Origin of the sequence: Pseudomonas linyingensis (assembly GCF_900109175.1) — a bacterium.
Classification (GTDB): domain Bacteria; phylum Pseudomonadota; class Gammaproteobacteria; order Pseudomonadales; family Pseudomonadaceae; genus Geopseudomonas; species Geopseudomonas linyingensis.
Genome location: NZ_FNZE01000004.1, coordinates 1 through 23,612 on the forward strand (window position 1 = coordinate 1; position 23,612 = coordinate 23,612).

The window sequence follows — 23,612 nt, forward strand, 5'->3', positions numbered from 1 at the left end:
AATCTGAGCCATGATCAAACTCTTCAGTTCACATCATTGCGGGTTTTGAGAAAACCCTAAACTTGGCTCAGCAATCGCAAATAAACTCATGAATTCACGAGACTACTTGTGATGCTGATAATCTTGCGACTGTCAGTCTTATCTCACAAGCACCCACACGAATTGCTTGATTCAACTTGTTAAAGAGCGTTTCGATCAAGTCTTTCGTCTCAACCGAGGCCGCGAATTCTACAGCAGCCTTGCATTCTGTCAAGCGTTTTTCGAAATTTTCTTTTCTACTCAACCACTTGCGTAACTCTCTCGCTGCCGTAACCCGGAGGCCGCTGCAGCGAGGAGGCGAATAATACAGCCTTAAAAAACGCTGTCAACACCTCCTCGCAACAAACTTCGCAATCACTCGACCTGCTTGCGGCGACGCACCTGCAGCAGGCGCTGGATCGGCCCGGAAGCGGCATATGCGAGGAAGATCAGCAGCAAGATCCGCGGCGGGTCGCTGAAAATCACCGCAAACACCAGGACCACCACCAGAATGGCTACGAAGGGCACTCGCCCCTTCATGTCGAAGTCCTTGAAGCTGTGGTACTTGATGTTGCTGACCATCAGGGCGCCAGCTGCGGCAACCAACAGGGCGAACAGCAGCACCACCAGCACAGGCATGTCCACACCATCGACACCGAAATCCTTCAGCGCCCACACCGTACCGGCCACCACACCGGCAGCGGCCGGACTGGCCAGACCGATGAAGTAGCGCTTGTCGACCTTGCCGATCTGGGTATTGAATCGGGCCAGACGCAAGGCGGCGCAGGCCGCATAGATGAAGGCAACGGTCAGACCGACATTGCCCAGGCCGGACAGTGCCCACTTGTAGGCCAGCAGCGCGGGCGCCAGGCCGAAGGCAACCATGTCCGACAACGAGTCGTACTCGGCACCAAAAGCGCTCTGGGTATTGGTCATGCGCGCCACACGCCCGTCGAGACCGTCCAGCACCATGGCCACGAAGATGGTGATCGCGGCAATCTCGTACTTGCCATTCATGGCACTGACGATTGAAAAGAAGCCGGCAAACAGATTGGCCGTGGTGAACAGGTTGGGCAGCAGATAGACACCACGATGCCTGACTTTGCGCCCCTCGGCGTCCTGCCCTTCCTCGACATGCTCATCGATCGGCAGCAGGCTGTCGCTTTCGGGCGCCTTGTTAGGCTCACCGGGTTGTTCGCTCATGGGTACACACCTTGTTCGCAATGACGTTTCGATTGACCGGAACCACTCTCGCCACAGGCCGGCCACCTAGGGCTTTATAGCAGAATGACAGGCAGAAAAAACGCGGCCGTAGCCGCGTCTCTTCATCGCCGAAGACCTTAGTTCTTGGTCTTGTCGACGATCTTGTTCGCAGCGATCCACGGCATCATGGCGCGCAGCTTCTCGCCGACCACTTCGATGCCATGGGCAGCGTTGTTGCGACGGTAGGCGGTCATCGACGGGTAGTTGGTGGCACCCTCGCTGATGAACATCTTGGCGTACTCGCCATTCTGGATGCGCTTCAGGGCATTGCGCATGGCAGCACGGGACTCGGCGTTGATCACTTCCGGACCGGTGACGTACTCACCGTACTCGGCGTTGTTGGAGATCGAGTAGTTCATGTTGGCGATGCCGCCTTCGAACATCAGATCGACGATCAGCTTCAGCTCGTGCAGGCACTCGAAGTAGGCCATTTCCGGCGCATAGCCAGCCTCGACCAGGGTTTCGAAACCGGCCTTGACCAGCTCGACGCAACCACCGCACAGCACGGCCTGCTCGCCGAACAGGTCGGTTTCAGTCTCGTCCTTGAAGGTGGTTTCGATGATGCCGGTACGGCCGCCGCCCACGCCGCTGGCGTAGGACAGGGCAACATTCTTGGCATTGCCGGAGGCGTCCTGATAGATGGCGATCAGGTCGGGGATGCCGCCGCCACGCACGAACTCGGAGCGCACGGTGTGGCCCGGGGCCTTCGGCGCGATCATGATCACGTCGAGGTCGGCGCGCGGCACTACCTGGTTGTAATGGATCGAGAAGCCGTGAGCGAAGGCCAGGGTCGCACCCTTCTTCAGGTTCGGCTCGATCTCGTCCTTGTACAGGCGACCCTGGAACTCGTCCGGAGTCAGGATCATCACCAGGTCAGCCGCGGCAACGGCTTCGGCAACCTCAGCCACCTTCAGGCCGTGGGCCTGAGCCTTGGCCACGCTGGCCGAGCCAGCGCGCAGACCAACGGTCACGTCAACGCCGGAATCCTTCAGGTTGCAGGCATGGGCATGACCCTGGGAGCCGTAACCGATGATGGCAACCTTCTTGCCCTGGATGATCGACAGATCGCAGTCTTTGTCGTAGGAAACGTGCATGGAAAACCCTCAGTGCAGTGCGGCCCAGCGGGCCTGTTCAAAATCAGATGCTTAGTGTCTTGTCGCCACGAGCGATGCCGGTGACACCGCTGCGAACCACTTCCAGGACCGAGGCTGTGCCGATGGCCTGGATGAAACTGTCGAGTTTGTCGCTGGTGCCGGCCAGCTGTACGGTATACACGCTGCTGGTGACATCCACGATCTGGCCGCGGAAGATGTCGGCGGTACGCTTGATCTCGGCACGCTGCGCGCCGGTGGCCTTGACCTTGACCAGCATCAGCTCGCGTTCGATGTGCGCGCTTTCCGACAGGTTCACCAGCTTGACCACTTCGATCAGCTTGTTGAGGTTCTTGGTGATCTGCTCGATCACCTCGTCCTGACCGATGGTGGTCAGCGTCAGACGCGACAGGGTCGGATCCTCGGTCGGGGCCACGGTCAGGCTTTCGATGTTGTAGTTGCGCTGGGAGAACAGACCCACCACACGCGACAGCGCGCCGGGCTCGTTTTCCAGGAGCAGGGAAATGATGTGCCGCATGATCAGGTGCGCTCCGTCTTGCTCAGCCACATGTCGCGCATGGAGCCATCTTTGATCTGCATCGGGTATACGTGCTCGGTGGCATCCACCTGGATATCCAGGAACACCAGGCGATCCTTCAGCGCGAAGGCCTCTTCCATCATCGGCTTGAGGTCCTTGAGCTCGGTGATACGCATCCCGACGTGACCATAGGCTTCCGCCAGCTTGATGAAGTCAGGCAGCGACTCCATGTAGGAGTGCGAGTGACGGCCGCTGTACACCATATCCTGCCACTGGCGCACCATGCCCAGCGAGCCATTGTTCAGATTGACGATCTTCACCGGCAGGTCGTACTGCAGGCAGGTCGACAGCTCCTGGATGTTCATCTGGATGCTGCCCTCGCCGGTGACGCAGGCCACGTCGGCCTCCGGGAAGTTCAGCTTGGCGCCCATGGCGCCCGGCAGACCGAAGCCCATCGTGCCGAGACCGCCGGAGTTGAGCCAGCGGTTGGGCTTGTCGAACTTGTAGTACTGCGCCGCGAACATCTGATGCTGGCCGACGTCGGAACTGACGAAGGCATCGCCACGGGTGACCTCGCACAGCGTCTCGATCACGGTCTGCGGCTTGATGATGCTGCCGTCGCCCTTCTCGTAGGGGAACAGACCGCGATGGCCGCGCCACTCCTCGATCTGCTTCCACCAACTGGCCAGCGCTTCCGGGCTCGGCTTCTCGCCGATTTCCTTGAGGATCGCCACCATCTCGGTCAGCACGCTGTCCACCGGACCAACGATCGGCACGTCGGCCTTGATGGTCTTGGAGATCGAGGCCGGGTCGATGTCGATGTGGATGATCTTCGCGTTCGGGCAGAACTTCGGCGCACCGTTGATCACCCGGTCATCGAAGCGCGCACCCACGGCCAGAATCACATCGGCATGGTGCATGGTCAGGTTGGCGGTGTAGCTGCCGTGCATGCCGAGCATGCCGAGGAATTGCCGGTCGCTGCCCGGATAGCCACCGAGCCCCATCAGGGTATTGGTCACTGGCAGGTTGAGCAGGCGCGCCAGCTCGGTCAGCGGCGCAGCCGCATTGCCCATGATCACGCCGCCGCCGGAGTAGACGATCGGGCGCTTGGCGGCCAACAGCATTTCCGCCGCCTTGCGGATCTGCCCGGAGTGGCCACGCACGGCCGGGCCGTAGGAGCGCAGCTTGACCTTCTTCGGATAGACGTACTCGAACTTGTCGCCCGGGTTGGTCATGTCCTTGGGGATGTCCACCACCACCGGACCGGGGCGGCCGGACTCGGCGATATAGAAAGCCTTCTTCAGTACTTCGGGGATTTCCGACGGATGCTTGATGATGAAGCTGTGCTTCACGATCGGCCGGGAAATGCCGACCATGTCGGTTTCCTGGAAGGCATCGGTACCGACCATGGTGCTCGGCACCTGGCCGGACAGCACCACCATGGGGATCGAATCCATATAGGCGGTGGCAATGCCGGTGATGGCATTGGTCGCACCCGGCCCCGAAGTCACCAGCACCACACCGGCCTTGCCGGTCGCACGCGCGTAGCCATCGGCCATATGGGTCGCGGCCTGTTCGTGGCGGACGAGGATGTGCTCGATCGCCTTTTCCTTGAACAGGGCATCGTAGATATGCAGAAGGGCACCACCCGGGTACCCGTAGATGTACTTCACGCCTTCGTCGCGCAGGAAGCGGACGACCATTTCAGCGCCTGATAAAAGCTCCACGTTTCACCTCTAGAACGCCTGAGAAACACCCTCGGAGGGGCGACCGAAGTTCGGTTAACTGCCAGGCAGAGCATGGGCGATGGTAGTCGCCGGCGACGTCAGCTGCTGACTTAGCGAGTATCGGGAGCACTCCTGCTGTTACGGAAAACTCCCACCCCGGCGCGAGGTAACGCGTGACAGGGCCTGGCTTGGGCGGCGCGGGTGTGCACCTCATGGTCTGCCGAGGAGCCGGAAACAGTCAGACTCACCACAGCGGATCGCAGATTGTTCGGATTAGCCGCTGGCAAGTCAAGCCGAAGTTGACTGCTGGAGCCTGCCCAGCTGTGACCCAGCGCAGAATGCCCGAGCAGCACTTTTGGGTATAGTTGCGCGGACTTTTCCCTTCACGACAAGGATTCAGCATGCGTCGCACCCTCCTCCTCGCCAGCCTGCTGCTTGGTTGCGCCAGTGCGGCCTGCGCCGGACAGATCTACAAGTGGGTCGACGCGCAGGGCATCACCCACTTCACCGCGCAGCCGCCACAGGCCGGCCAGGCCGCCCTGGTCCCACCCGCCCAGCAGCCCCCCAGCCCGCCCGCGGTTGCGACGCCGGCTACGCCAGCACAGGACAGCGATCCGACCCAGGCGGATATCGACGCCCGCGTGCGCAAGGAAGTCGCCGCGAAGGAAAAGGAGCGTGCCGACTACTGCGTGAACGTGCGCACCACCCTGGCCCAACTGCGCAACAACCCGCGCCTGCGCATGGAGGTGAATGGCGAGATGCGCCGCGTCAGCGAAGACGAGCGCCAGGCCAAGATCGCCGAGGCGGAAAAGGCCATCGGCGAGCACTGCCAATAGCCCATAGCCCAGCTAGCCGACTGATGAACCCACGGCCGCCCTCAGGCGGCCGTATTGATCAGGCGATCGAATTCTTCCAGCAACTCCAGCAAGACCGCCACCCTGGCGCCCTCCACGGCCCAGGCCATCTCAGCCATCGGCCGGATTGAGCAGGCCAGCGGCAAGCCCTCTCCCCGCTCGATGATCTCCTTCATGCGCGGCAGAAACACCCACTGCAGCCACTCCTCGAAGGCTAGGGTGTCGACGCAGAACGGCTCGGCGCTGGCCAAGCGCTCCACCGTGGGCGCAACCCCCGCCCACCAGCCAAGCAGGCGCAACTCGCGCTCGATCAGCAGCAGCTGATCAGCCAGGGCCGGCAGGCGCGCATCCATCAGAGCTGAACCTTGGCACGCTGGCGTGCCTGTGCGGCGCCCGCGGCATCGCCCTGCTGCTCGCGCGACCGAGCAATCAGCTCCCACAGGCTGGCCTGCAGCGCCGGCCGCCCGCCGGCGTAGGTCAGTCCGCGGCGAGCCAGTTGTTCGGCCTGGACCGGATCGCCCTGCGCCAGACGCACCTCGGCCAGACGGTAGAGCACCTGCGGCTCACGTGGGGCAATGCGCTGCGCTCGCTCCAGGCTGGCCGATGCCCCGGCGAGATTGCCGCTGCGCTCCATCTGCTGCGCCGAGGTCAACAGCGCCAGCACCGGCCCATCGAGCCGCTCATCGGCTGCCAGGGTGACCGAGCTGGAGCCTGCCGGCGGCGCGCTGCCGAAGGTACTCCCGGTGCTGATCGGCGCGCCCGAGGTGGCTGCCGGGAACGTCTGGATAGGCGCCGAGGCCGCGCCCTGCGGGACCATGACCACCACCCCGGAGTCCTGCGGCTGCGGCCGTGGCGCCGCCTGCGGCTGTGTCGCGGGCGCGCGAGTCACCGCTACGCCTCCGGCACCCACCGGCCGGCCCGCCTCCACCACCGGAATCGATCCACGCTGAACCGGCGTCGCACAGCCTGCCAGCAGCAACAGTGCCATCGGCACCAACCAACCCTTGTTCACATCCAGCCCCCTTGCCATGAATTACCCATAACCATCCCGCGACAAGCCACACCCACCACTGTTCGACTAACAGTTATGTGCCTGAGTGCCATCACTGCTCCAGCCAGCCGCGCACCCAGTCCATGACCTGCTCGACGGGCTCCTGCAACTGCTGCGGAACTCCACAGGGCGTGCCGGGCGGCGGCTCGCTGCCTCGAATATACGGCATCTGTAGCGCACCCACGCAGCTCTGATCGGCCCCCCGCCCACTGTAGGGATCGATCCAGGCCAGGGTCACGTTGTCCGGCGGGGTCCTGTCCAGCGGAGCGGGCGCGGCCGTGCGCATGAAGCCGGTCCACACCTGCAGCGCGCCGCTCGCCCCGGTCAGCGGGGTCTTGCCATTGTCGTCGCGGCCCATCCATACCACCGCCAGCAGATCCTGGCCGAAACCGGCGAACCAGCTGTCACGCGAATCGTTGCTGGTGCCGGTCTTGCCGGCCAGGGTCAGCGAGGACGGCAACTGGTTGTATACCGAACGCGCCGTACCCTCGCGCATCACCCGGCGCATGGCCTCCTGGACCAGATGAATGGCACCCGGATCAAAGCGCTGCTGCACCTCGTAGGGATAGCCCTTGAGCGGCTCGCCGATGGCGGTCAGTACACTGCGGATTCCCCGCAACGGCGTGCTGAATCCGCCGTTGGCCAGGGTCTGGTACATGGTCGCCACCTGCATCGGGCTGAGCGCGCCGGCCCCCAGCAGCATCGACGGGTAGGCCGGCCAGTCCTGTTCGACGCCCAGCCGCGCGACGGTCTTTAGCACATCGGGCACGCCCAGTTCGAGGCCGAGCTTGGCGGTCGACAGGTTGTAGGACTGCGCCAGCCCCTGATAGAGGAAGATCGTGCCATGGGCCTGGCGATCGTAGTTCTTCGGCTGCCATATCTGACCGTCGGCGCCCTTGATCGAGAACGGCTCGTCCTCCAGCCAGCTGGTCAGGGTGTATTGACTCGGCCGCTCCAGCGCGGTCAGGTAGATCGCCGGCTTGATCAGCGAGCCGATCGGCCGCTGCGCATCCAATGCTCGGTTGAAGCCGGCAAAGCGCGGCTGGCGACTGCCGAGCAGCGCCTGCACCTCGCCGGTCTGCGGGTTAGTCACCACCATCGCCGCTTCGACCTCGTCGACGCCCTTGCGCCCGCCCAGGCGTTTGAGGGTGTCGGCCATGGCCGTTTCGGCCTTGCGCTGCAGGATCGGATCGAGGCTGGTGAAGACCCGCAGCCCCTCCTCGGTCAGGTCTTCGTCGCGGTAGTCCTGACGCAGCTGACGCTTGACCATGTCGAGGAAGGCCGGGTACGAGGTATTGGCCAGACTGCCGCGGCTGCTGACCTCCAGCGGTGCCTGCTTGGCCCGCGCCACCTCCTCGGCACTCGCCACGCCCAGCTCGGCGAGCAGATCCAGCACCAGGTTGCGCCGCTCCAGCGCACGCTCCGGGTAGCGCCGCGGGTTGTAGTAGGACGGTCCCTTGACCATCCCCACCAGCAGCGCGACCTGATGCAGGCGCAGCTCGCCCAGCGGCTGCCCGAAGAAGTACTGGCTGGCCAGACCGAAGCCGTGGATCGCGCGCTGGCCATCCTGACCGAGGAACACCTCATTGAGGTAGGCTTCGAGAATCTGCGGCTTGTCATAGTGCAGTTCCAGCAGCACCGCCATCAGCGCCTCGGTGCCCTTGCGGGTCAGGCTGCGCTCGTTGGTCAGGAAGAAGTTCTTCACCAGCTGCTGGGTCAGGGTGCTACCACCCTGCACCAGCGCACCGGAAGTGGTGTTGACCCACATGGCACGGGCGATCGACTTGGGCGACACCCCGAAATGGTTGTAGAACTCGCGATCCTCGACCGCGACCAGGGTCTCCAGCAGGTACGGCGGCACCTGATCCAGCTGGATCAGGATGCGATCCTCGTTGTGCGCCGGATACAGCCCGCCGATCAGCAGCGGCTCCAGCCGCGCCACCGCCAGCGCGCCACCACCCGCCTGGCTGAGTCCCGCCACCTGGTTGCCGGAGAAGCGCACGCGCAACCGCTGCGCCTGTTCCGCACCGTCATAGAACTGGAAACCACGGGTGTGCAGCTCAACCTGATTGCCACTCACCAGCAGCTCGCCGGGGCCCTGGACCTTCGGCGTACGCCGATAGCCGAGCGCCTGCAGCTCGGTGAGAAAGTCCTCGCGCGTCAGCTTGAGACCGGCGAACAACTCCAGTGGACGGGCGTAGACCTTGGCCGGCACCGTCCAGCGCTTGCCGGAGAACTTCTCTTGGACCACGGCATCGAGATAGACCATCAGGCCGGCGAACAGCACCAGGCCGACCAGGCCCAGTTTGACCAGCCAGCCCAACCAGGGCCGGGAAGCGCGTGCCGACTTTTTGCGTGAACGGGAATTGCGGGGAGCGGGGGTACGGGATCTTGTCATGTTCGGCATTATACGCAGTTAGCACAAGGCGGACGGCACGCCCGACGGTTTGCATGGCGGAACGCAGTCGCCATAATGAGGCCTTAGACAAGTTCCCGATGAAAAGGATCGCCTGTGACTCAGTCCCTGATCGAAGCCCTGCAGAACCCCGCCCTGTACCCCCACCCGGTGGAGGGCTTCGAAGTCATCGAGACGCATATCTCCTGGGTCCTGCTCACCGGCCAGTACGCCTACAAGCTGAAGAAGCCGGTGAACTTCGGCTTTCTCGACTTCAGCAGCCGCGAGGCCCGCGAGCACTTCTGCCACGAGGAACTGCGCCTCAACCAGCGCACCGCCCCGGATATCTACCTGGAGGTCCTGCCGGTGACCGGCAGCCTCGAGGCTCCGCAGCTCGGCGGCAACGGACCGGTCCTCGACCACGTACTGAAGATGCGCCAATTTCCACAGAGCGGCCTGCTGTCCAACGTGCTGGCCCGAGGCGAGCTGATGCCCGCGCACATCGACGCGCTGGCCCGGGAAATCGCCGACCTGCACGCCGAGGCCAAGCGCGTCCCCATCGAACACGTACTGGGCAGCGCCGAGGCGGTGATGGCTCCGGTGCGCCAGAACTTCGAGCAGATCCGTCCGCTGCTCGAAGATGCCGCCGACCTGACCCAGCTCGAGCACCTCGAGGCCTGGGCCGAGGATACCTTCACCCGCCTGCAGCCGCTGCTCGACCAACGCAAGGGCGATGGCTTCATCCGCGAGTGCCACGGCGACATCCACCTGGCCAACGTCACCCTGCTGGACGACCATGTCCTACTGTTCGACTGCATCGAGTTCAACGAACCTTTCCGCCTGATCGACGTAGTCAGCGACGCCGCCTTCCTCGCCATGGATCTCGAGGATCGCGGCCTCAAGTCGCTGTCGCGGCGCTTCATCAATGCCTACCTGGAGCTGACCGGCGACTACCAGGGGCTGACCCTGCTGCCGTTCTACAAGGCCTACCGCGCCATGGTCCGCGCCAAGATAAGCCTGTTCCGCCTGGCCCAGGAGCAGGACCCGGTCGAGCGCGTGGTGATCCTGCGCCAGTACCGCAACTATGCCGCGCTGGCGGAAAGCTACAGCGCCATCCCGACACGCTTCCTGGCCATCACCCACGGTGTTTCCGCGGTCGGCAAGAGCCATGTCGCCATGCGCCTGGTGGAAGCCTTCGGCGCCATCCGCTTGCGCTCGGACGTCGAGCGCAAGCGCCTGTTCCCGACCGCCGACGAGGCCGAGCTGTACTCCAGTGCCGCGACCCAGGCCACCTACAGCCACCTGCACCAGCAGGCTGCCGCCATCCTCCTGGCCGGCTTCCCGGTGGTGCTGGACGCCACCTACCTCAAGCAGGCCCAGCGCCAGGCCGCGCATGCCGTGGCCGAGCAGACCGGCGTGCCCTTCCTGATCCTCGACTGCCAAGCCCCGGAAGCCGTCATCGTCGCCTGGCTGGCCGAGCGCCAGGCCGAGGGGCGCGATCCGTCCGACGCCACCCTGGAAGTCATCCGCGCCCAAGAGGCCGGCCGCGAGCCGCTGAGCGACGTCGAGCAGAGCCACAGCGGTCGCATCGCCACCCACGAAGCAGCCAGCCTCGACAGCCTGATCGAACGCATCCGCAGTCACCTGCCTGGTTTCTGACGCTTCCCCTCCCCTGCAGCCCACGACTGACGGTAGTCGCGGGCTTCCCGGCGCCAACTAGACTTGCTTGCTAGGCGTGATCGGCAAGCGTATCCGCGCGCCGGACAGACTCCGGCGCAAGGGCAAGGGGGAGCGGGATGAACGATGAACTGCTGCAGCTGAAGAACCTCGGCAAGACTTCCACCCTCTGGCTGCATGCCGTCGGCATCCACAGTGCCAGCGAGCTGCGCCGGCGTGGCGCGGTCGCGGCCTACCGGGCGGTCCTGGCCCGCGGCTTCAATGCCTCACGGGTACTGCTCTACTCGATCGAAGGCGCCCTGCTCGACCAGCACTGGAGCGAGCTGAGCCACGAACACAAGGCCAGCCTGCTGGCCCAGCTCCCTCCCCAGGAACCACGCAACAAGAGCTAGCTCACAACCTCCGCAGCGGTCAATTTACCTGACACGGCAAAAGCCCTATTGTCTGCGAGCGCCTGGCGCCACCGTTCGACCTGCCCCCCTCAAGGAATCGCGCCCATGTACCTGACCGGCGAGCAACCGGCCTATGCCGATCAACTGATCAACCACCTGCAGAGCCTGCCCAATCAATTGCTGGAGGGGCTAGAGCCGGCGGGACCGACGCTGGAGATCGCCAACCAGCAGGATGTCGAGATCGAGCTGGCGGACAACCAGCTGTATGTCATCGAAAGCGGCCTGCTGCAGGCCTGGGTGGATGAGCGTCCGGTATTCCTCCTCTGCGAGGGCGACCTGCTCGGCCTGCGCCAGGGGCTCGACCTGCCCGCCCGCCGCTACAGCTGCGAAGACCCGGTGCGCCTGCGCCCCTATTCGCGCAATGCAGTGCTCGCCTACATCCACGCCGATAGCCGGCGCCAGGAGCTGTTCACCCAGTACCTGGTCGGCCAGATCGCTCTGCTCTCCGATGCGCTTGCCCGCCTGCGCCAGCCCGACCTGCGCCCCAGCACCGGCTTCCAGCACTACGCCGCCGGCGAGGAACTGATCCACCAGGGCGACGAGGCGGACAACGTGTTCATCATCGTCGAGGGCCATGCCGAAGCCTTCGTCGACGGCCACCGCGTCGGCGACGTGCAGAAGGACGAGATCTTCGGCGCCATGGCGGTGTTCACCGGCGAGCAGCGTAGCGCCACGGTGATCGCCAGCGAGCCCTGCACCGTGATGGTGATCCCCAAGGAGCAGTTCATCAGCCTGATGCACAGCAACCCGCGCATCGCCCACAGCCTGATCGAAAGCCTGGCCCGGCGCATCCATCTGCTCAACCAGGAAGTCACCCAACTGCGCAGCGACCGCGACGCCTGAGCCAGCCGCGACTAATCCCAAGGCGACCGGACGCGTTCCCGTCGCCTTTTTTCATGCCCATGGAAATCGCAACGCATTACATCGGGCGCGATAAATGCACTTGACTCTTAAATGAGATTGATTATCATAAGCACAACTGGTCGCGAGACTGGTCGATAAACGGGGTTGTCGTTTCCTCGGTTTATCTCCTCATCAGGCTAATCACGGTTTTGACCCGGCTCTTGCCGGGTCTTTTTTTGCCTGTCCGAACTGCAGTGCGCTTCGTCCTGCTACCGCCCGCTAATACTCCAGCTTCGAGTAGCAGGTCTTTCGTGAAGCCTCGCGGGCCTGCCTGAGGGTGTGGATGCCACGCTCGGCGAGCAGGGGGATCAGCTTGAGGAACACCTCGCCGGTGACCATGGCATCGCCCAGCGCGGTGTGCCGGCCGATCACGCTCACCCCGAGGCGGGCGGCGATCTGCTCCAGGCGATGCTCATCGGGCGCATGCCCGGGATGCACCAGGGCCGACAGCAGCAGGGTGTCGAGCACCGGTTGGATGAAGCGGATCCCGGTCTGCGCCTCCTTGAGCTGGAGGAAACGCATGTCGAAGGCGGCGTTGTGCGCGACCAGCACCGTATCCTCGGCGAAGCGCTGGAACAGTGGCAACACCCGCTCGATAGTCGGCTGCCCGGCGAGCATCTGCGGCGACAGCCCGTGCACCTGCTGCGAGGCGCGCGGTATCGACCGGCGCGGATCGACCAACTGCTCGAAGCACTCCTGCTTGAGCAGGCGCGCGTTGACGATGCGCACCGCGCCGATCGAGATGATCTCGTCGCCCTCGGAGGGCGCCAGACCGGTGGTCTCGGTGTCGAACACCGTGTAAGCCAACTCGCGCAGCGGCCGCTCGTCGAGTTCGGGGGTCTGCCCCGGCTGGCTGAACAGGTCGAAGTCGTAATACACCGGCCGTCCCTGCAGGACCGGCGCCGGAGCGGCGGGGTGCGGCAAGGTGATCGGCAATTGCAGGCAGAGGCAGTTGTGCCCGCTGCCGCGGTCGGCCTGACTCCAGAGTTCGCCGCCGTGGCGCTCGAGCAGATCCTTGAGGGTGCAGCCCGCCGGGTCGGTGCCCCCCAAGCTCAACGCTCGCTCCTCCCACTGGTGCAGCAGGCCCGGCTCGAGCGGCTCGCCGGCCCAGCACAGCGCCAGGCGGGCGAAGCGCCCGACGGTGGAAAGCTTCAGGTCGACCGCATGGATGGCGCAGGCGACGGCCAGGGCATCCATCACCTGGGTCAGCGCCTGCACCAGGGAATAGCTGTCCAGGCTCAACCAGAGCGGCTCGCCACTGTCCTGGCAGCGCACGCTCAGGCCCAGGGTGGTGCTGAAGTTGCGTTGCAGGGCGCAGAGCAGATCGGTGGCCAGCATCTCCTCCAACGGCCATTGGCCGCCGGGTTGGTCGCCGTGGCGCGCCAGGCCCTGTTCCAGGCTCAGGGACAGGCGCTCGGCCTCGTCGCGGATGACCTCGCCGAAGCGTTGGCGGTGCGTGGCATCCATTTCCGGGTATTGCTGCAGGGTCTCTGCCGCCGCGCGGATATTCCCCAGGGCCGCGCGACTGCCTTCGGTGAGCTGGCGCAGCAGGTGCTCGCGGCGGCTGGCCAACTCCACGCTCTGGGTGACGTCTTCGAGAATCAGCACGAAGCCGATCAATTCGCCCGGCTGCCCCAGCACCGGGACCATGCGTGCGCGCAGCAGCTGAGTCGCGTGCGCGGTAACGAAATGCGCCACCGGGCTGGCGCCCTGTTCCAGGCCCTGGCGCAACGTCTCCAGGCCATGGCTGATCAGGCGCTGGTCGAGGATGCCGAACAGCGAACGACCCAGGCCCACTGCACCGGCCTCCCGGCCTTCCAGCAACTGGCTGGCCTGCGGGTTGTAGAGCAGGATGCGGCCCTCGACATTGCACACCAGCACGCTCTGGGCGAGTTCGGACATCAGCGCGGCGAGGCGGTTCTTCTCCTGCTCCAGGCGCGCGTTGGTCTGCGCGATGCGCCCCTCGACGTCCTGGCGCTGCGCGTCGTAGGCCGCGGCGAAGTCATTCAGCGCGTGCCCCAGGCGGCGCATCGGCTTGGCACCGCCGATGGCCACCCGATGCTGCGGATTGACCCGGTGAATGATCCCGACCTCCTCTTCCAGGCGTTTGGCCGCCGCCGGGTAGGCCGAGTGCCAGAGCTGCAGCAGCGCGCCGAGTACGGCCAGGAGCAGCAGGCCGAGCAAGACCAGCAGCGCGCCGCGGCCGACCAGCATGGCCTGCAACAGGTCGCGCTCGACCACCGTCAGGTCGAGCCAGAGCAGCAGCCCGACCAAGCCCAGCAGCCCACCGGCCAGCGCGCAGAGGCCAGCGAGTCGCAACGCAAAAGCGAGCCAGGGGCGCATCGGCTAGCGATCCGCCAGCAGGTCGCGCACCTGCGCCAGCAGCTCTTGGGTCGAGAAGGGCTTGGTGATGTAGGCATCGGCGCCCAACGCCAGGCCCTTGCTGACCTCCACCTCGCGGCCCTTGGCAGTCAGCATCACGATGCGCATGTGCTGCCAGGCCGGGTTCTCGCGGATCTTCTGGCACAGGTCGTAGCCGCTCAGGTTCGGCATCATCACGTCGAGCAGGACCAGGTCGGGCGGCTGGCGCTGGATCGCCTCCAGCGCTTCCTGGCCATCGTGGGCGACGCGGATCCGGTAGCCGGCCTGTTCGAGCAGAAACTCCAGGGAAATGACGATGTTCGGCTCGTCGTCGGCGATCAATACGCTCTTGCTCATGCTCTGTTCTCCGTTTCGCGGCCCGAGAAGCGTTCGGCGGCAGGTGTCGGCGCCCCTAAGGGCAGGGTAAAGGAAAAGGTCGCGCCCTGCCCACGGGCGCTCTGCACCCACAGTCGGCCGCCGAAATGCTCGATGATCTGCCGGCTGATCGGCAGGCCGAGGCCGGTGCCCTGGGGTTTCTCGGTGAGATTGTCGCCGACCTGGCGGAATTTCTCGAAGATGGTCTGCTGGTCGGCCAGATCGATGCCGTCACCGTTATCGCGTACCGCCACCTGCAGCGCCTCGGGCAGCACCTGCACGGCAATGTCGATGCGTCCGGCCTGGCGGGCGCAGAACTTCGCCGCGTTGGAAATCAGGTTGAGCAGCACCTGCAGCAGACGGTCGCGATCGGCCAGCACCGGCGGCACCTGAGCCGGCAGGTCGAGGCTGAGCTGCACGCCCTGCTCCTGCAGCAGCTGGCTGGTGGTGGCCACCGCGTCCTCGATCACCTCCGTCAGGTCGAGCGCGGCGCTGTGCCACTCGGCGCGGCCCGACTCGAGCTTGGCCAGGTCCAGCACCTGGTTGATCATCCGCGTCAGGCGCTCGCTCTCCTTGACGATGATGGCGATGAAACGTGCGCGCTGCGCCGGCTCCAGCTCCGGATTGTCGTTGAGGATCTCGGAGAAGGCGCGGATCGAGGTCAGCGGCGTGCGCAGCTCGTGGGTCACGGTGGAGATGAAGTCGTCCTTCAAGCGGTCGAGCTCCTGCAGCCGCGCGTTGGCCGCACGCAGTTCGCCGGTGGCCGCCTCCAGTTCGTGCGACTGCTGCTCCAGGCGCCGGCTGTAGGCCAGCACCTGCGAGGCTTCGTCGAGGATGCCGAGCACCTCGTCCATGCCCAGCGGCTCCTCCTGCACCACCGAGGCCAGCATCACCCGCGCCGAGGCGGTGCCGATGGCGCCGGCCAGTTGCTGCTCGGCGAAGTGCACCAGGTCGGCATCCGGCACCAGCTCGGCACTGGAGGCCAGGCCAAGTTGCGCGGCGTAGCCGGCGAAGGCCTCGGCGGCGCGCGCCGGGCCGAGGAAGCGGCCGACCAGGGCGATCACCTCGCTGACCGAGGCGCTGCCGCGCCACAGGCTGGAGCCGCGCCCGGCAACCTTGAAGGCATCGACGAACAGCAGCGCCTGGGCATGTTCGCGGCTGCTCTGGCGGCCGAACAGCGACACCCCGACATAGGCGCCGAGGTTGCCCAGCAGGCTCCAGAACAGCGAGTGGCCGATCTCGTCCAGCCCGGTCAGGCCGAACAGCGCTAGCGGCTTGAGCCAGGCGATCGCCAGCGGCCCCTGCTCGATGAAGCTCAACGGCAGCCAGCCGGACTTGGCGAACGCCGGCAGCAACAGGGTGTAGGCCCACAGCAGGAAGCCCAGCGACAGGCCACTCAGGGCGCCGGCGCGGGTGCCCTGCTTCCAGTACATGCCACCGAGCATGGCCGGGGCGAACTGCGCCACCGCGGCGAACGACACCAGGCCGATCGACACCAGCGCATAGGCCTCGCCGGCCGCGCGGTAGTACAGGTAGCCGAGCAGCATCAGCAGCAGGATGGCGCCGCGACGAATGCCCAGCAGCAGCCCCGAAAGATCGTGGCGCTGGGCCAGGCCGAAGGCCTTCCAGCGCAACAGCAGGGGCATCACCAGGTCGTTGCAGATCATCGTCGACAGCGCGATGGTCTCGACGATGACCATGCCGGTGGCGGCCGACAGCCCACCGACGAACACCAGCAGCGCCAGCGCCTCCTGGCTGTGGGCCATCGGCAGGGTGAGGACGAAGGCGTCGGCGTCCACCGTGCCGGCGGGAAACTGCATCAGCCCGGCGAAGGTGATCGGCAGAACGAATACGTTGATCGCCAGCAGGTACAGCGGGAACAGCCAGATGGCCTTGGCCAGGTGGTTCTCGTTGACGTTCTCCACCACGCTGATCTGGAACTGGCGCGGCAGGAAGAGGATCGACAGCATCGACAGGAAGATCAGCGAAGCCCAGGAGCCGTAGGTGCCGGCGGGGCCGCCGAGGGTCAGCAGGCGATCGATGTCGGGCAGCCGCGCGGCCTGGGCGAACAGGTCGGCGAAGCCGTGGTAGAGGCCGAAGGTGACGAAGATGCCCACCGCCAGGAAGGCCAGCAGCTTGACCAGCGATTCGAAGGCGATGGCCGCCACCATGCCTTCGTGACGCTCGGTGGCATCCAGGTGGCGGGTGCCGAAGACGATGGTGAACAGCGCCAGCAACAGCGCCACATACAGCGCGGTGTCCTGCAACGGGCCGAGCGCCTGGCCCTGGTTGGGCATGAGGATTTCCGGGTACTGCCAGAGGATCAGGAAACTGCTGGAGACCGCCTTCAGTTGCAGGGCGATATAGGGGATCACCCCGATCACCGCGATCAGCGTCACCAGGCCGCCGAGCAGCGCGCTCTTGCCGTAGCGGGCGGCGATAAAGTCGGCGATCGAGGTGATGCGGTTGGCCTTGCTGATGCGGATCATCTTGCGCAGCACCAGCCAGAACAGCGCCGCCATCAGGGTCGGGCCGAGGTAGATCGGCAGGAAGCCGACGCCGCTGGCCGCCGCCCGGCCGACGCTGCCGTAGAAGGTCCATGAGGTGGCATACACCGCCATCGACAGCGCGTAGATGTAGGGGTTGGCGATGATCGAACGGCCGGCGTCGGCGCGCTTGTCGCCCCAGTAGGCGATGGCGAAGAGGATGCCCAGGTAGGCGCAGGAGGTCAGCAGGATCAGTCCACCGAGCTGCATGCACAGTGCTCCCTCATCGGTTCGAGCGCTCGATGACCAGCATCATCAGGACGATCAGCAGCGCCCAGGCGGCGAACAGGTAGGCGAACAGCAACGGAATGCCGAACACCCGGTCGTCACTGTCGAACAGTGCCAGCAAGGGATAGCTGAACAGCAGGCAGCCCAGCATGAACAGCGCCACCAGGCGCTGCGCCCGCAGCGTGTGATTGGCCATGGGCTTCACCTCCTAGGCTAAGTGTGGCCGATTACTCATGTCCCGCACTGGCCGCTCGCGCATTAATTGCGGCCCGAAATATCGGCGAAGCCCCCGCCTGCGACCACGCTTTCTTGACGCGCGGTGCGGCCGACTCAGCCACCCAGACCGGCACAATAGTCTCGCACCGGCTGGGCCGGCGTGTACCAGACGAAGTCGGCCTGGGTCGCCGCGACCGGCCTGCCTACCTCGGCCAACTGCAGCACCTGCAGTCCCCCGGCAGCCCCCAGGTCGGCCAGATGCAACGGCACACCCAGATCGCGGCGCACATGAAAGGCCCCGGCCAGCAAGATCGCCGGCATCGGCGCTGCCAGCAAACGTTCGGCCATGCGCCGGTCGCGCTGCTGCTGCACGGAGAGCATCGCCGGCAGTTGGCTTTCCGGCAGCTGGCCGCAGTGCGCTTCGCGGATCTGCTCGAGCAGCTGCGCGCGCACGGCAGGCGCCGTGGCGGCCTCCCCGCGCAATACCGGCAGGGAGCGGTAGATCTGGACTACTTCGGCGCGGTCGAGGTTGGCCGCCAGCAGTGGCTCCGGCTGCGCCAGAGAGTAACGGACCAGGCCGGCGTACTGCTGCCAGTCCCAACCCCGCTGCCAGGCCAACGCCTGCGGCAGGTCGGCTGGCCAGTCTCCGCGCATGGCCGCCCCGCGCACCGCGTCGACCCGCGCCTGCTGGCCGGGCTCGAGCATCTCCAGCAGCAGACTTCCCGGCGCGCGCTGCTGCCCCAGTGCCTGCAGCAGCCACAACTGCAGGGCGTGATGATCCGGATTGTCATGCTGCTCGCCGATCAGCAGCCGCTCGGCGCCCGCCAGGCGTTCGACCAACTGCGCCGGGGTCAGCCGCTCGTCCGTGCGCAGGTCACGGATCACGCCGAGGTCGGCATGGGTGCGGCCCTCGGGACTCTGCCAGGCCGGCAATGGCGGCAGGCTGTGGCAGGCGGCCAGCAGGGCCAGACAACAGAACAGCAGGATGCGCATCGACGGTTCTCCTCAGCGCGCGATGATCAGGGGATGGCCACGTTCGGGGTGACGTTGCACCAGCACCTCGAGACCGAATACTGCCCGCAGCGGCGCGCACTGCAACACCTGCTCGGGAGAGCCGAGCGCATGCACCCGCCCGCGCTGGAGCAGCAGCAGGCGATCGCAATAGCGCGCCGCCAGGTTGAGGTCGTGGAGGATCACCAGCACCGCCACGCCGCGCGCCGCCAGTGCCTCCACGACCTGCAGGATGCTGTGCTGGTGCAGCGGATCGAGCATCGAGGTCGGCTCGTCCAGCAGCAATACCTGGCCCGCAGCCCCCGGCCACAACTGGGCAAGGATGCGCGCCAGGTGCACGCGCTGGCGTTCGCCACCGGACAGCGCCAGATAACTGCGCCCGGCCAGATGGCTGGCATCCGCCGCGGCCAGCGCCTCGGCGACGATCTCCCCATCGTGCTGCTGGCCGCTGGCATGCGGCAGGCGGCCCATGGCCACCACCTGCTCGACGCGAAAGGCGAAACCCAGGGTCGAACTCTGCGGCAGCACCGCCAGGCGACACGCCCGCTCGCGCCCCGGCCAGGCGGCCAGGTCACGGCCGTCCAGCAACACCCGCCCGTGCGCCGGCAGCAGTTCGCCGCTGAGCGCGCCGAGCAGGGTGCTCTTGCCGGCCCCGTTGGGGCCGAGCACGCCGAATACCTCGCCGGGTTGCAGGGTCAGGTCGATATCCGCCAGCACCGTGCAGGAACCACGGCGGACCGCCAGTTGCTCGGCACGCAGCATCAGAAGCGCTCCCGCAGCAACAGGTAGAGAAAGAAGGGCGCACCGAGCAACGCGGTCAGCGTGCCGATCGGCAGCTCCGCCGGCGCCAGCAGCAGGCGCGCAGCCAGGTCGGCGAGCAACAGCAGGCTCGCCCCGGCCAGCGCGGCGGCCGGCAGCAGCCGGCGGTGATCCGGCCCGGTGAGCAGGCGTACCAGGTGCGGCACCACCAGACCGACGAAGCCGATCATCCCGGCCGCCGCCACCGCAGCGCCGACTCCCAGCGCGGTGCACAGTACCAACTCGCGCTTCAGCCGTTCGACCTCGAAGCCGAGATGGCGCGCCTCCGACTCGCCGAGCAGCAGCGCATTCAGGGCCGTGGCCCGCCGCGGCAACCACAGCGCCACGCCACAGCCGACCAGCAGCAGCGGCCACAGCCGCGCATAACTGGCGCCGTTGAGGCTGCCGAGGTTCCAGAAGGTCAGGGTGCGCAGGGTGGCATCGTCGGCCAGGTAGCTGAACAGACCGATGCCGGCGCCGGCCAGCGCACTCAGGGCGATGCCGGCCAGCAACATGGTCGCCACGCTGGTCTGGCCGTCGCGCCGGCCCAGCCGGTAGACCAGCGCGGTCACCCCGAGACCGCCGGCGAAGGCGCAGGCCGACAGCAGCCAGGGCACCAGCCAGGCCGGCGGGCCGCCGAGCAGGGCGCCGCCGACAATCGCCAGCGCCGCGCCCAGCGCCGCACCGCTGGACACCCCCACCAGCCCCGGATCGGCCAGCGGGTTGCGGAACAGCCCCTGCATGGCCACCCCGCACAGCGCCAGCACCGCGCCCACCACCAGGGCGAGCAGCGCCCGCGGCAGGCGGATCTGGCCGATGATCAGCTCGGCCTGCGCCAGATCGCCGCCCTCCAGCGGCAGACCGGCCAGACGCAGCAGCGCGCGCAGGCTGTCGCCCAGCGGCAGGCTGAGCGGACCGAGCGCCAGGGCCAGCCAGAAGGCCAGCGCCAGCAGGAGCAGCAGTGCCGGGATCAGCGCACGGCCAGAAGCGGGAGTACTCGTCACGGGAGTGGCTCTTCCAGGGGCAACAGCGCAGCAGCATAAGAGGCCATGGCGGCCACGGCCAGCCCGCCGGCTTGGCAGGCGCGCCGAGCCGCGCGGATAATCGGTCGATTTCCGGGAGACCCGCATGCAGCGCCTGTGCAACAGCAACCATCTGGCCGAGGGCAGCAGTCGCGGCTTCGTCATCGCCGGCAGCAGCCTGCTGCTGGTGCGCCGCGAAGGGCGCGTCTACGCCTACCGCAACCGCTGCCCGCATCGCGGCATCCCGCTGGAATGGCAGCCCGACCAGTTCCTCGACGACAGCGCCAGCCTGATCCAGTGCGCCACCCACGGCGCGCTGTTCCTCATCGAATCCGGCGAATGCGTGGCGGGCCCCTGCGCCGGGGAAAGCCTCGAGGCCCTGCCCTGCCGCGAGCAGGACGACGGCATCTGGATCGCGGTGTAGGCGCTCGGCGCGCAGCGCTGGAGACCCCATGAGCAACGCTGCGCAACGCGCGCCCTACAGGATGACCTCCAGGCGGCGCTTCAAGCGGATTCCCGCGGGCGACAGCTCGGCGCCGTAGGCCAGCACTTCCACCCCAGCGGCCACCGCCTCGCGCAGGGCTGCGGCGTAGCGCGGGTCGATCTCCGCCGCCGGGCGCACCGCCTCGATGCCAGCCAGGTTCACGCAGTACAGCTGTACCGCGCGAATGCCCTGCCGCGCCAGTATGGCCAGCTCGCGCAGGTGCTTGCTGCCGCGCTCGGTGCGCGCGTCGGGGAAGGCTGCCACCGGCGTGGCGTCGAAACCCAGGGTGACGCTCTTGACCTCGACAAAGGCCGCTGCGCCGGCAAAGTCGAGACAGAAGTCCACCCGGCTGTTTTCCTCGCCGTAGCGCACCTCACGCCGGAGCCCGTCGAATCCGGCCAGCTCGGCGATCGTCCCGGCGCGCAATGCCTCCTCCACCAGGGCATTGGCCCGTGCGGTGTTGACGCAGGCCAGGCGCCCCTGCGGCGTCTCGCTGAGCTCCCAGGTCCCCGGCAGCTTGCGCTTCGGGTCGCTCGAGCGACTGAACCAGACGCGCCCGCCCTCGGCCATGCAGTTGTGCATCGAACCGGTATTCGGGCAGTGGATGGTCAGCGCCTCGCCCTGCAGGGTCTCGATGTCGGCCAGAAAGCGCTTGTAGCGGCGCAGCAGGCGGCCCTCCTCCAGCGGCGGATCAAACTGCATCGGGATTCCAGCTCTTCAGGCCGCGGGCGATGCGCTCGACCGCCTGCTCCAAGCGCGGCAGGCTCTGGGTATAGGCGAAGCGCACATGGCAGTTGGCCTGGAAGCGACCGAAGTCCAGCCCCGGGGTGATGGCGACGTGCTCGGTCTCGAGGAAATGCCGGCAGAAGGCGTAGGCATCGCCGCCAAAGGCCGAGATGTCGGCGTACAGATAGAAGGCGCCCTGCGGCTCGACGGCGATGCGGAAGCCCAGCTCGCGCAGGGCCGGCAGCAGGTAGTCACGGCGGCGGGCGAACTCGGCGCGGCGCGCCTCAAGTATCGCCAGGGTGTCCGGCTGGAAGCAGGCCAGCGCGGCATGCTGGGCCATGGTCGGCGCACTGATGTAGAGGTTCTGCGCCAGCTTTTCCAGCGACGGCACGGCGTTCTCCGGCGCCACCAGCCAGCCCAGCCGCCAGCCGGTCATGCCGAAATACTTGGAGAAGCTGTTGAGCACATAGGCCTCGTCGTCCACCTCCAGCACGCTGGGCGCATCCAGCCCATAGGTCAGCCCGTGGTAGATCTCGTCCACCAGCAGCTGGCCGCCGCGCGCGCGAAGAGCGCCGGACAACCCCGCCAGCTGCTCGCGGCTGAGCACGCTGCCGGTGGGATTGGCCGGCGAGGCCAGCAACGCGCCGACGCTGTCCGGGTTCCAGTGGCGCTCGACCAGTTCGGGAGTCAGCTGGTAGTTCGACTCCGGCCCTACCGGCACCAGCTGCGCATCGCCCTCGACCAGGCGCAGGAAGTGGCGGTTGCACGGGTAGCCGGGATCGGCGAGCAGCCAGTGCTTGCCCGGATCCACCAACAGGGCGCTGGCCAGCAGCAAGGCGCCACTGCCGCCGGGGGTGATGAGGATGCGCTCGGGGTCTATGCTCACGCCGTAGCGCTGGGCATAAAAGCCGGCCAGCGCCTCGCGCAGCGCCGGCAAGCCGCGCGCGGCGGTATAGCGGGTGTGCCCGGCCGCCAGGGCGGCCTGACCGGCACGCACGATGGGCTCGGCGGTGGCGAAATCCGGCTCGCCGATTTCCAGGTGGATGACGTCGTGGCCGGCGGCCTGCAGCTCGTGGGCACGGCCCAGCAGGGCCATGACGTGAAAGGGTTCGATGGCGCGACTGCGCGCGCTGAAGAGCGGAGCCATGCGGCCCTCCGGGATCGGGCAAAGGGGGATTCTAGCCAACTGTCGCCCAGCATGGCAGACACCGCGAGCGCCGGGCTGGCGTCCGCCTGGGGATTCTGGTAGGTTCGCCCGCTTGCAAACGCAGACCCGGCTAGACTGCCGTAGATGGACACAACCTGCGTACGGGATTAGCGAACGTGAGAGGCGGACATATCATGCCGACCAAGACCCAAGACAAAAGCACAAAGATCCGCGCCTTCGAGCCCTACCAGGAAACCAAGGGCGAGGAGTACATGGGCGACAAGATGCGCGCCCACTTCACCGGTATCCTCAACCAGTGGAAGCTGGAATTGATGGAGGAAGTCGACCGCACCGTGCACCACATGCAGGACGAGGCCGCCAACTTCCCCGATCCGGCCGACCGCGCCAGCCAGGAAGAGGAGTTCAGCCTGGAACTGCGCACCCGCGATCGCGAGCGCAAGCTGATCAAGAAGATCGACGAAACCCTGCAGCTGATCGAGGACAACGAGTACGGCTGGTGCGACTCCTGCGGCGTCGAGATCGGCATCCGCCGCCTCGAGGCGCGGCCGACCGCTACCCTGTGCATCGACTGCAAGACCCTTGCCGAAATCAAGGAAAAGCAGCTGGGTTCCTGACCCGCGACGGGGCGCCACGGCGCCCCGTGCTGTTTCTGCGACCCGCCGGCACGGCAGGCGCTGCCCACGCACATCCCCAGTCACGCCTCGCCTG

Annotated in this window: 22 protein-coding genes; 6 read left to right on the plus strand and 16 right to left on the minus strand. The window is 66.4% G+C overall.

All coding sequences use genetic code 11. The features are described from left to right. Positions 1-393 precede the first annotated feature (393 nt). The 4 genes from pssA to BMZ19_RS05935 form a co-directional block, all read right to left on the minus strand. Positions 394-1,221: a CDP-diacylglycerol--serine O-phosphatidyltransferase gene (gene pssA / locus BMZ19_RS05920; RefSeq protein ID WP_090308319.1), complete on the minus strand. Its 828-nt coding sequence runs from the start codon at positions 1,219-1,221 to the stop codon at positions 394-396. Between the two features lie 137 nt (positions 1,222-1,358). Beyond that, positions 1,359-2,375 carry a ketol-acid reductoisomerase gene (gene ilvC, locus BMZ19_RS05925; RefSeq protein WP_090308321.1) on the minus strand — a complete coding sequence of 339 codons (1,017 nt, stop codon included), beginning with the start codon at positions 2,373-2,375 and terminating at the stop codon, positions 1,359-1,361. 43 nt (positions 2,376-2,418) lie between these two features. Next, the gene (gene ilvN / locus BMZ19_RS05930) at positions 2,419-2,910 is read right to left on the minus strand and encodes an acetolactate synthase small subunit (protein WP_090308324.1); all 492 of its coding nucleotides are present in this window, start codon (positions 2,908-2,910) and stop codon (positions 2,419-2,421) included. Between the two features lie 2 nt (positions 2,911-2,912). Further along, positions 2,913-4,637: an acetolactate synthase 3 large subunit gene (locus tag BMZ19_RS05935; RefSeq protein ID WP_090308327.1), complete on the minus strand. Its 1,725-nt coding sequence runs from the start codon at positions 4,635-4,637 to the stop codon at positions 2,913-2,915. Between the two features lie 401 nt (positions 4,638-5,038). Here BMZ19_RS05935 and BMZ19_RS05940 point away from each other — a divergent pair, with 401 nt between their 5' ends. Then, positions 5,039-5,473, plus strand: a complete 435-nt coding sequence (locus BMZ19_RS05940; RefSeq protein WP_090308329.1) for a DUF4124 domain-containing protein — start codon at positions 5,039-5,041, stop codon at positions 5,471-5,473. Positions 5,474-5,514: 41 nt separating this feature from the next. Here BMZ19_RS05940 and BMZ19_RS05945 read toward each other — a convergent pair whose 3' ends face one another. The 3 genes from BMZ19_RS05945 to mrcB form a co-directional block, all read right to left on the minus strand. Next, complete coding sequence (locus BMZ19_RS05945) at positions 5,515-5,844, minus strand: YqcC family protein (RefSeq protein ID WP_090308332.1); 330 nt, start codon at positions 5,842-5,844, stop codon at positions 5,515-5,517. Beyond that, the gene (locus BMZ19_RS05950) at positions 5,844-6,521 is read right to left on the minus strand and encodes a tetratricopeptide repeat protein (protein WP_170847711.1); all 678 of its coding nucleotides are present in this window, start codon (positions 6,519-6,521) and stop codon (positions 5,844-5,846) included. Before BMZ19_RS05950 ends, BMZ19_RS05945 begins: the two co-directional genes overlap by 1 nt. A gap of 73 nt (positions 6,522-6,594) precedes the next feature. Further along, entirely contained in the window at positions 6,595-8,940 is a 2,346-nt protein-coding gene (mrcB, locus tag BMZ19_RS05955; RefSeq protein ID WP_090309153.1) for a penicillin-binding protein 1B, read from the minus strand. 114 nt (positions 8,941-9,054) lie between these two features. Here mrcB and BMZ19_RS05960 point away from each other — a divergent pair, with 114 nt between their 5' ends. The 3 genes from BMZ19_RS05960 to BMZ19_RS05970 all read left to right on the plus strand — a co-directional run bounded on the left by BMZ19_RS05960 (position 9,055) and on the right by BMZ19_RS05970 (position 11,909). Continuing rightward, positions 9,055-10,596, plus strand: coding sequence for a bifunctional aminoglycoside phosphotransferase/ATP-binding protein (locus BMZ19_RS05960; protein WP_090308337.1), 1,542 nt, complete (start codon positions 9,055-9,057; stop codon positions 10,594-10,596). 137 nt (positions 10,597-10,733) lie between these two features. Next, positions 10,734-11,006 (plus strand): TfoX/Sxy family protein, encoded by a 273-nt coding sequence (locus BMZ19_RS05965; RefSeq protein ID WP_090308340.1) that lies wholly within the window; start codon positions 10,734-10,736, stop codon positions 11,004-11,006. 105 nt (positions 11,007-11,111) lie between these two features. Continuing rightward, positions 11,112-11,909, plus strand: coding sequence for a Crp/Fnr family transcriptional regulator (locus tag BMZ19_RS05970; RefSeq protein WP_090308343.1), 798 nt, complete (start codon positions 11,112-11,114; stop codon positions 11,907-11,909). 279 nt (positions 11,910-12,188) lie between these two features. On the opposite strand, the gene BMZ19_RS05975 is transcribed toward BMZ19_RS05970, so the two are convergent. The 7 genes from BMZ19_RS05975 to BMZ19_RS06005 all read right to left on the minus strand — a co-directional run bounded on the left by BMZ19_RS05975 (position 12,189) and on the right by BMZ19_RS06005 (position 20,448). Further along, on the minus strand, positions 12,189-14,312 hold the full coding sequence (locus tag BMZ19_RS05975) for an exonuclease domain-containing protein (protein ID WP_090308345.1): 2,124 nt from the start codon (positions 14,310-14,312) through the stop codon (positions 12,189-12,191). Between the two features lie 3 nt (positions 14,313-14,315). Next, positions 14,316-14,687, minus strand: coding sequence for a response regulator transcription factor (locus tag BMZ19_RS05980; RefSeq protein ID WP_090308349.1), 372 nt, complete (start codon positions 14,685-14,687; stop codon positions 14,316-14,318). Then, complete coding sequence (locus BMZ19_RS05985) at positions 14,684-17,461, minus strand: sensor histidine kinase (protein ID WP_090308352.1); 2,778 nt, start codon at positions 17,459-17,461, stop codon at positions 14,684-14,686. Before BMZ19_RS05985 ends, BMZ19_RS05980 begins: the two co-directional genes overlap by 4 nt. Positions 17,462-17,474: 13 nt before the next feature. Then, positions 17,475-17,675: a hypothetical protein gene (locus BMZ19_RS05990; RefSeq protein ID WP_090308355.1), complete on the minus strand. Its 201-nt coding sequence runs from the start codon at positions 17,673-17,675 to the stop codon at positions 17,475-17,477. 134 nt (positions 17,676-17,809) lie between these two features. Then, positions 17,810-18,688 (minus strand): ChaN family lipoprotein, encoded by an 879-nt coding sequence (locus BMZ19_RS05995; protein ID WP_090308358.1) that lies wholly within the window; start codon positions 18,686-18,688, stop codon positions 17,810-17,812. Between the two features lie 12 nt (positions 18,689-18,700). Further along, positions 18,701-19,468 (minus strand): heme ABC transporter ATP-binding protein, encoded by a 768-nt coding sequence (locus tag BMZ19_RS06000; protein WP_090308362.1) that lies wholly within the window; start codon positions 19,466-19,468, stop codon positions 18,701-18,703. Further along, positions 19,468-20,448 carry a FecCD family ABC transporter permease gene (locus BMZ19_RS06005; RefSeq protein ID WP_090309155.1) on the minus strand — a complete coding sequence of 327 codons (981 nt, stop codon included), beginning with the start codon at positions 20,446-20,448 and terminating at the stop codon, positions 19,468-19,470. Before BMZ19_RS06005 ends, BMZ19_RS06000 begins: the two co-directional genes overlap by 1 nt. Positions 20,449-20,632: 184 nt before the next feature. Between BMZ19_RS06005 and BMZ19_RS06010 the strand changes: the two genes are divergently transcribed. Continuing rightward, positions 20,633-20,950 (plus strand): Rieske (2Fe-2S) protein, encoded by a 318-nt coding sequence (locus BMZ19_RS06010; protein WP_090308366.1) that lies wholly within the window; start codon positions 20,633-20,635, stop codon positions 20,948-20,950. A 54-nt stretch (positions 20,951-21,004) separates the two neighbouring features. On the opposite strand, the gene sfsA is transcribed toward BMZ19_RS06010, so the two are convergent. Together sfsA and BMZ19_RS06020 are read right to left on the minus strand one after the other, a co-directional pair. Next, positions 21,005-21,712, minus strand: coding sequence for a DNA/RNA nuclease SfsA (gene sfsA / locus BMZ19_RS06015; protein WP_090308369.1), 708 nt, complete (start codon positions 21,710-21,712; stop codon positions 21,005-21,007). Continuing rightward, on the minus strand, positions 21,702-22,883 hold the full coding sequence (locus BMZ19_RS06020) for a pyridoxal phosphate-dependent aminotransferase (RefSeq protein ID WP_090308372.1): 1,182 nt from the start codon (positions 22,881-22,883) through the stop codon (positions 21,702-21,704). The genes sfsA and BMZ19_RS06020 overlap by 11 nt, the downstream gene beginning before the upstream one ends. Positions 22,884-23,077: 194 nt before the next feature. Between BMZ19_RS06020 and dksA the strand changes: the two genes are divergently transcribed. Beyond that, the gene (dksA, locus tag BMZ19_RS06025) at positions 23,078-23,518 is read left to right on the plus strand and encodes an RNA polymerase-binding protein DksA (RefSeq protein ID WP_090308375.1); all 441 of its coding nucleotides are present in this window, start codon (positions 23,078-23,080) and stop codon (positions 23,516-23,518) included. Positions 23,519-23,612: the final 94 nt, after the last annotated feature.

Excerpts from the sequence above, each read along its gene's own strand:
- pssA (WP_090308319.1), bottom strand. The coding sequence starts at position 1,221 with ATGAGCGAACAACCCGGTGAGCCTAACAAGGCGCCCGAAAGCGACAGC.
- ilvC (WP_090308321.1), bottom strand. The coding sequence starts at position 2,375 with ATGCACGTTTCCTACGACAAAGACTGCGATCTGTCGATCATCCAGGGC.
- ilvN (WP_090308324.1), bottom strand. The coding sequence starts at position 2,910 with ATGCGGCACATCATTTCCCTGCTCCTGGAAAACGAGCCCGGCGCGCTG.
- BMZ19_RS05940 (WP_090308329.1), top strand. The coding sequence starts at position 5,039 with ATGCGTCGCACCCTCCTCCTCGCCAGCCTGCTGCTTGGTTGCGCCAGT.
- BMZ19_RS05945 (WP_090308332.1), bottom strand. The coding sequence starts at position 5,844 with ATGGATGCGCGCCTGCCGGCCCTGGCTGATCAGCTGCTGCTGATCGAG.
- BMZ19_RS05950 (WP_170847711.1), bottom strand. The coding sequence starts at position 6,521 with ATGGCAAGGGGGCTGGATGTGAACAAGGGTTGGTTGGTGCCGATGGCA.
- mrcB (WP_090309153.1), bottom strand. The coding sequence starts at position 8,940 with ATGACAAGATCCCGTACCCCCGCTCCCCGCAATTCCCGTTCACGCAAA.
- BMZ19_RS05965 (WP_090308340.1), top strand. The coding sequence starts at position 10,734 with ATGAACGATGAACTGCTGCAGCTGAAGAACCTCGGCAAGACTTCCACC.
- BMZ19_RS05970 (WP_090308343.1), top strand. The coding sequence starts at position 11,112 with ATGTACCTGACCGGCGAGCAACCGGCCTATGCCGATCAACTGATCAAC.
- BMZ19_RS05975 (WP_090308345.1), bottom strand. The coding sequence starts at position 14,312 with ATGCGCCCCTGGCTCGCTTTTGCGTTGCGACTCGCTGGCCTCTGCGCG.
- BMZ19_RS05980 (WP_090308349.1), bottom strand. The coding sequence starts at position 14,687 with ATGAGCAAGAGCGTATTGATCGCCGACGACGAGCCGAACATCGTCATT.
- BMZ19_RS05985 (WP_090308352.1), bottom strand. The coding sequence starts at position 17,461 with ATGCAGCTCGGTGGACTGATCCTGCTGACCTCCTGCGCCTACCTGGGC.
- BMZ19_RS05990 (WP_090308355.1), bottom strand. The coding sequence starts at position 17,675 with ATGGCCAATCACACGCTGCGGGCGCAGCGCCTGGTGGCGCTGTTCATG.
- BMZ19_RS05995 (WP_090308358.1), bottom strand. The coding sequence starts at position 18,688 with ATGCGCATCCTGCTGTTCTGTTGTCTGGCCCTGCTGGCCGCCTGCCAC.
- BMZ19_RS06000 (WP_090308362.1), bottom strand. The coding sequence starts at position 19,468 with ATGCTGCGTGCCGAGCAACTGGCGGTCCGCCGTGGTTCCTGCACGGTG.
- BMZ19_RS06010 (WP_090308366.1), top strand. The coding sequence starts at position 20,633 with ATGCAGCGCCTGTGCAACAGCAACCATCTGGCCGAGGGCAGCAGTCGC.
- sfsA (WP_090308369.1), bottom strand. The coding sequence starts at position 21,712 with ATGCAGTTTGATCCGCCGCTGGAGGAGGGCCGCCTGCTGCGCCGCTAC.
- BMZ19_RS06020 (WP_090308372.1), bottom strand. The coding sequence starts at position 22,883 with ATGGCTCCGCTCTTCAGCGCGCGCAGTCGCGCCATCGAACCCTTTCAC.
- dksA (WP_090308375.1), top strand. The coding sequence starts at position 23,078 with ATGCCGACCAAGACCCAAGACAAAAGCACAAAGATCCGCGCCTTCGAG.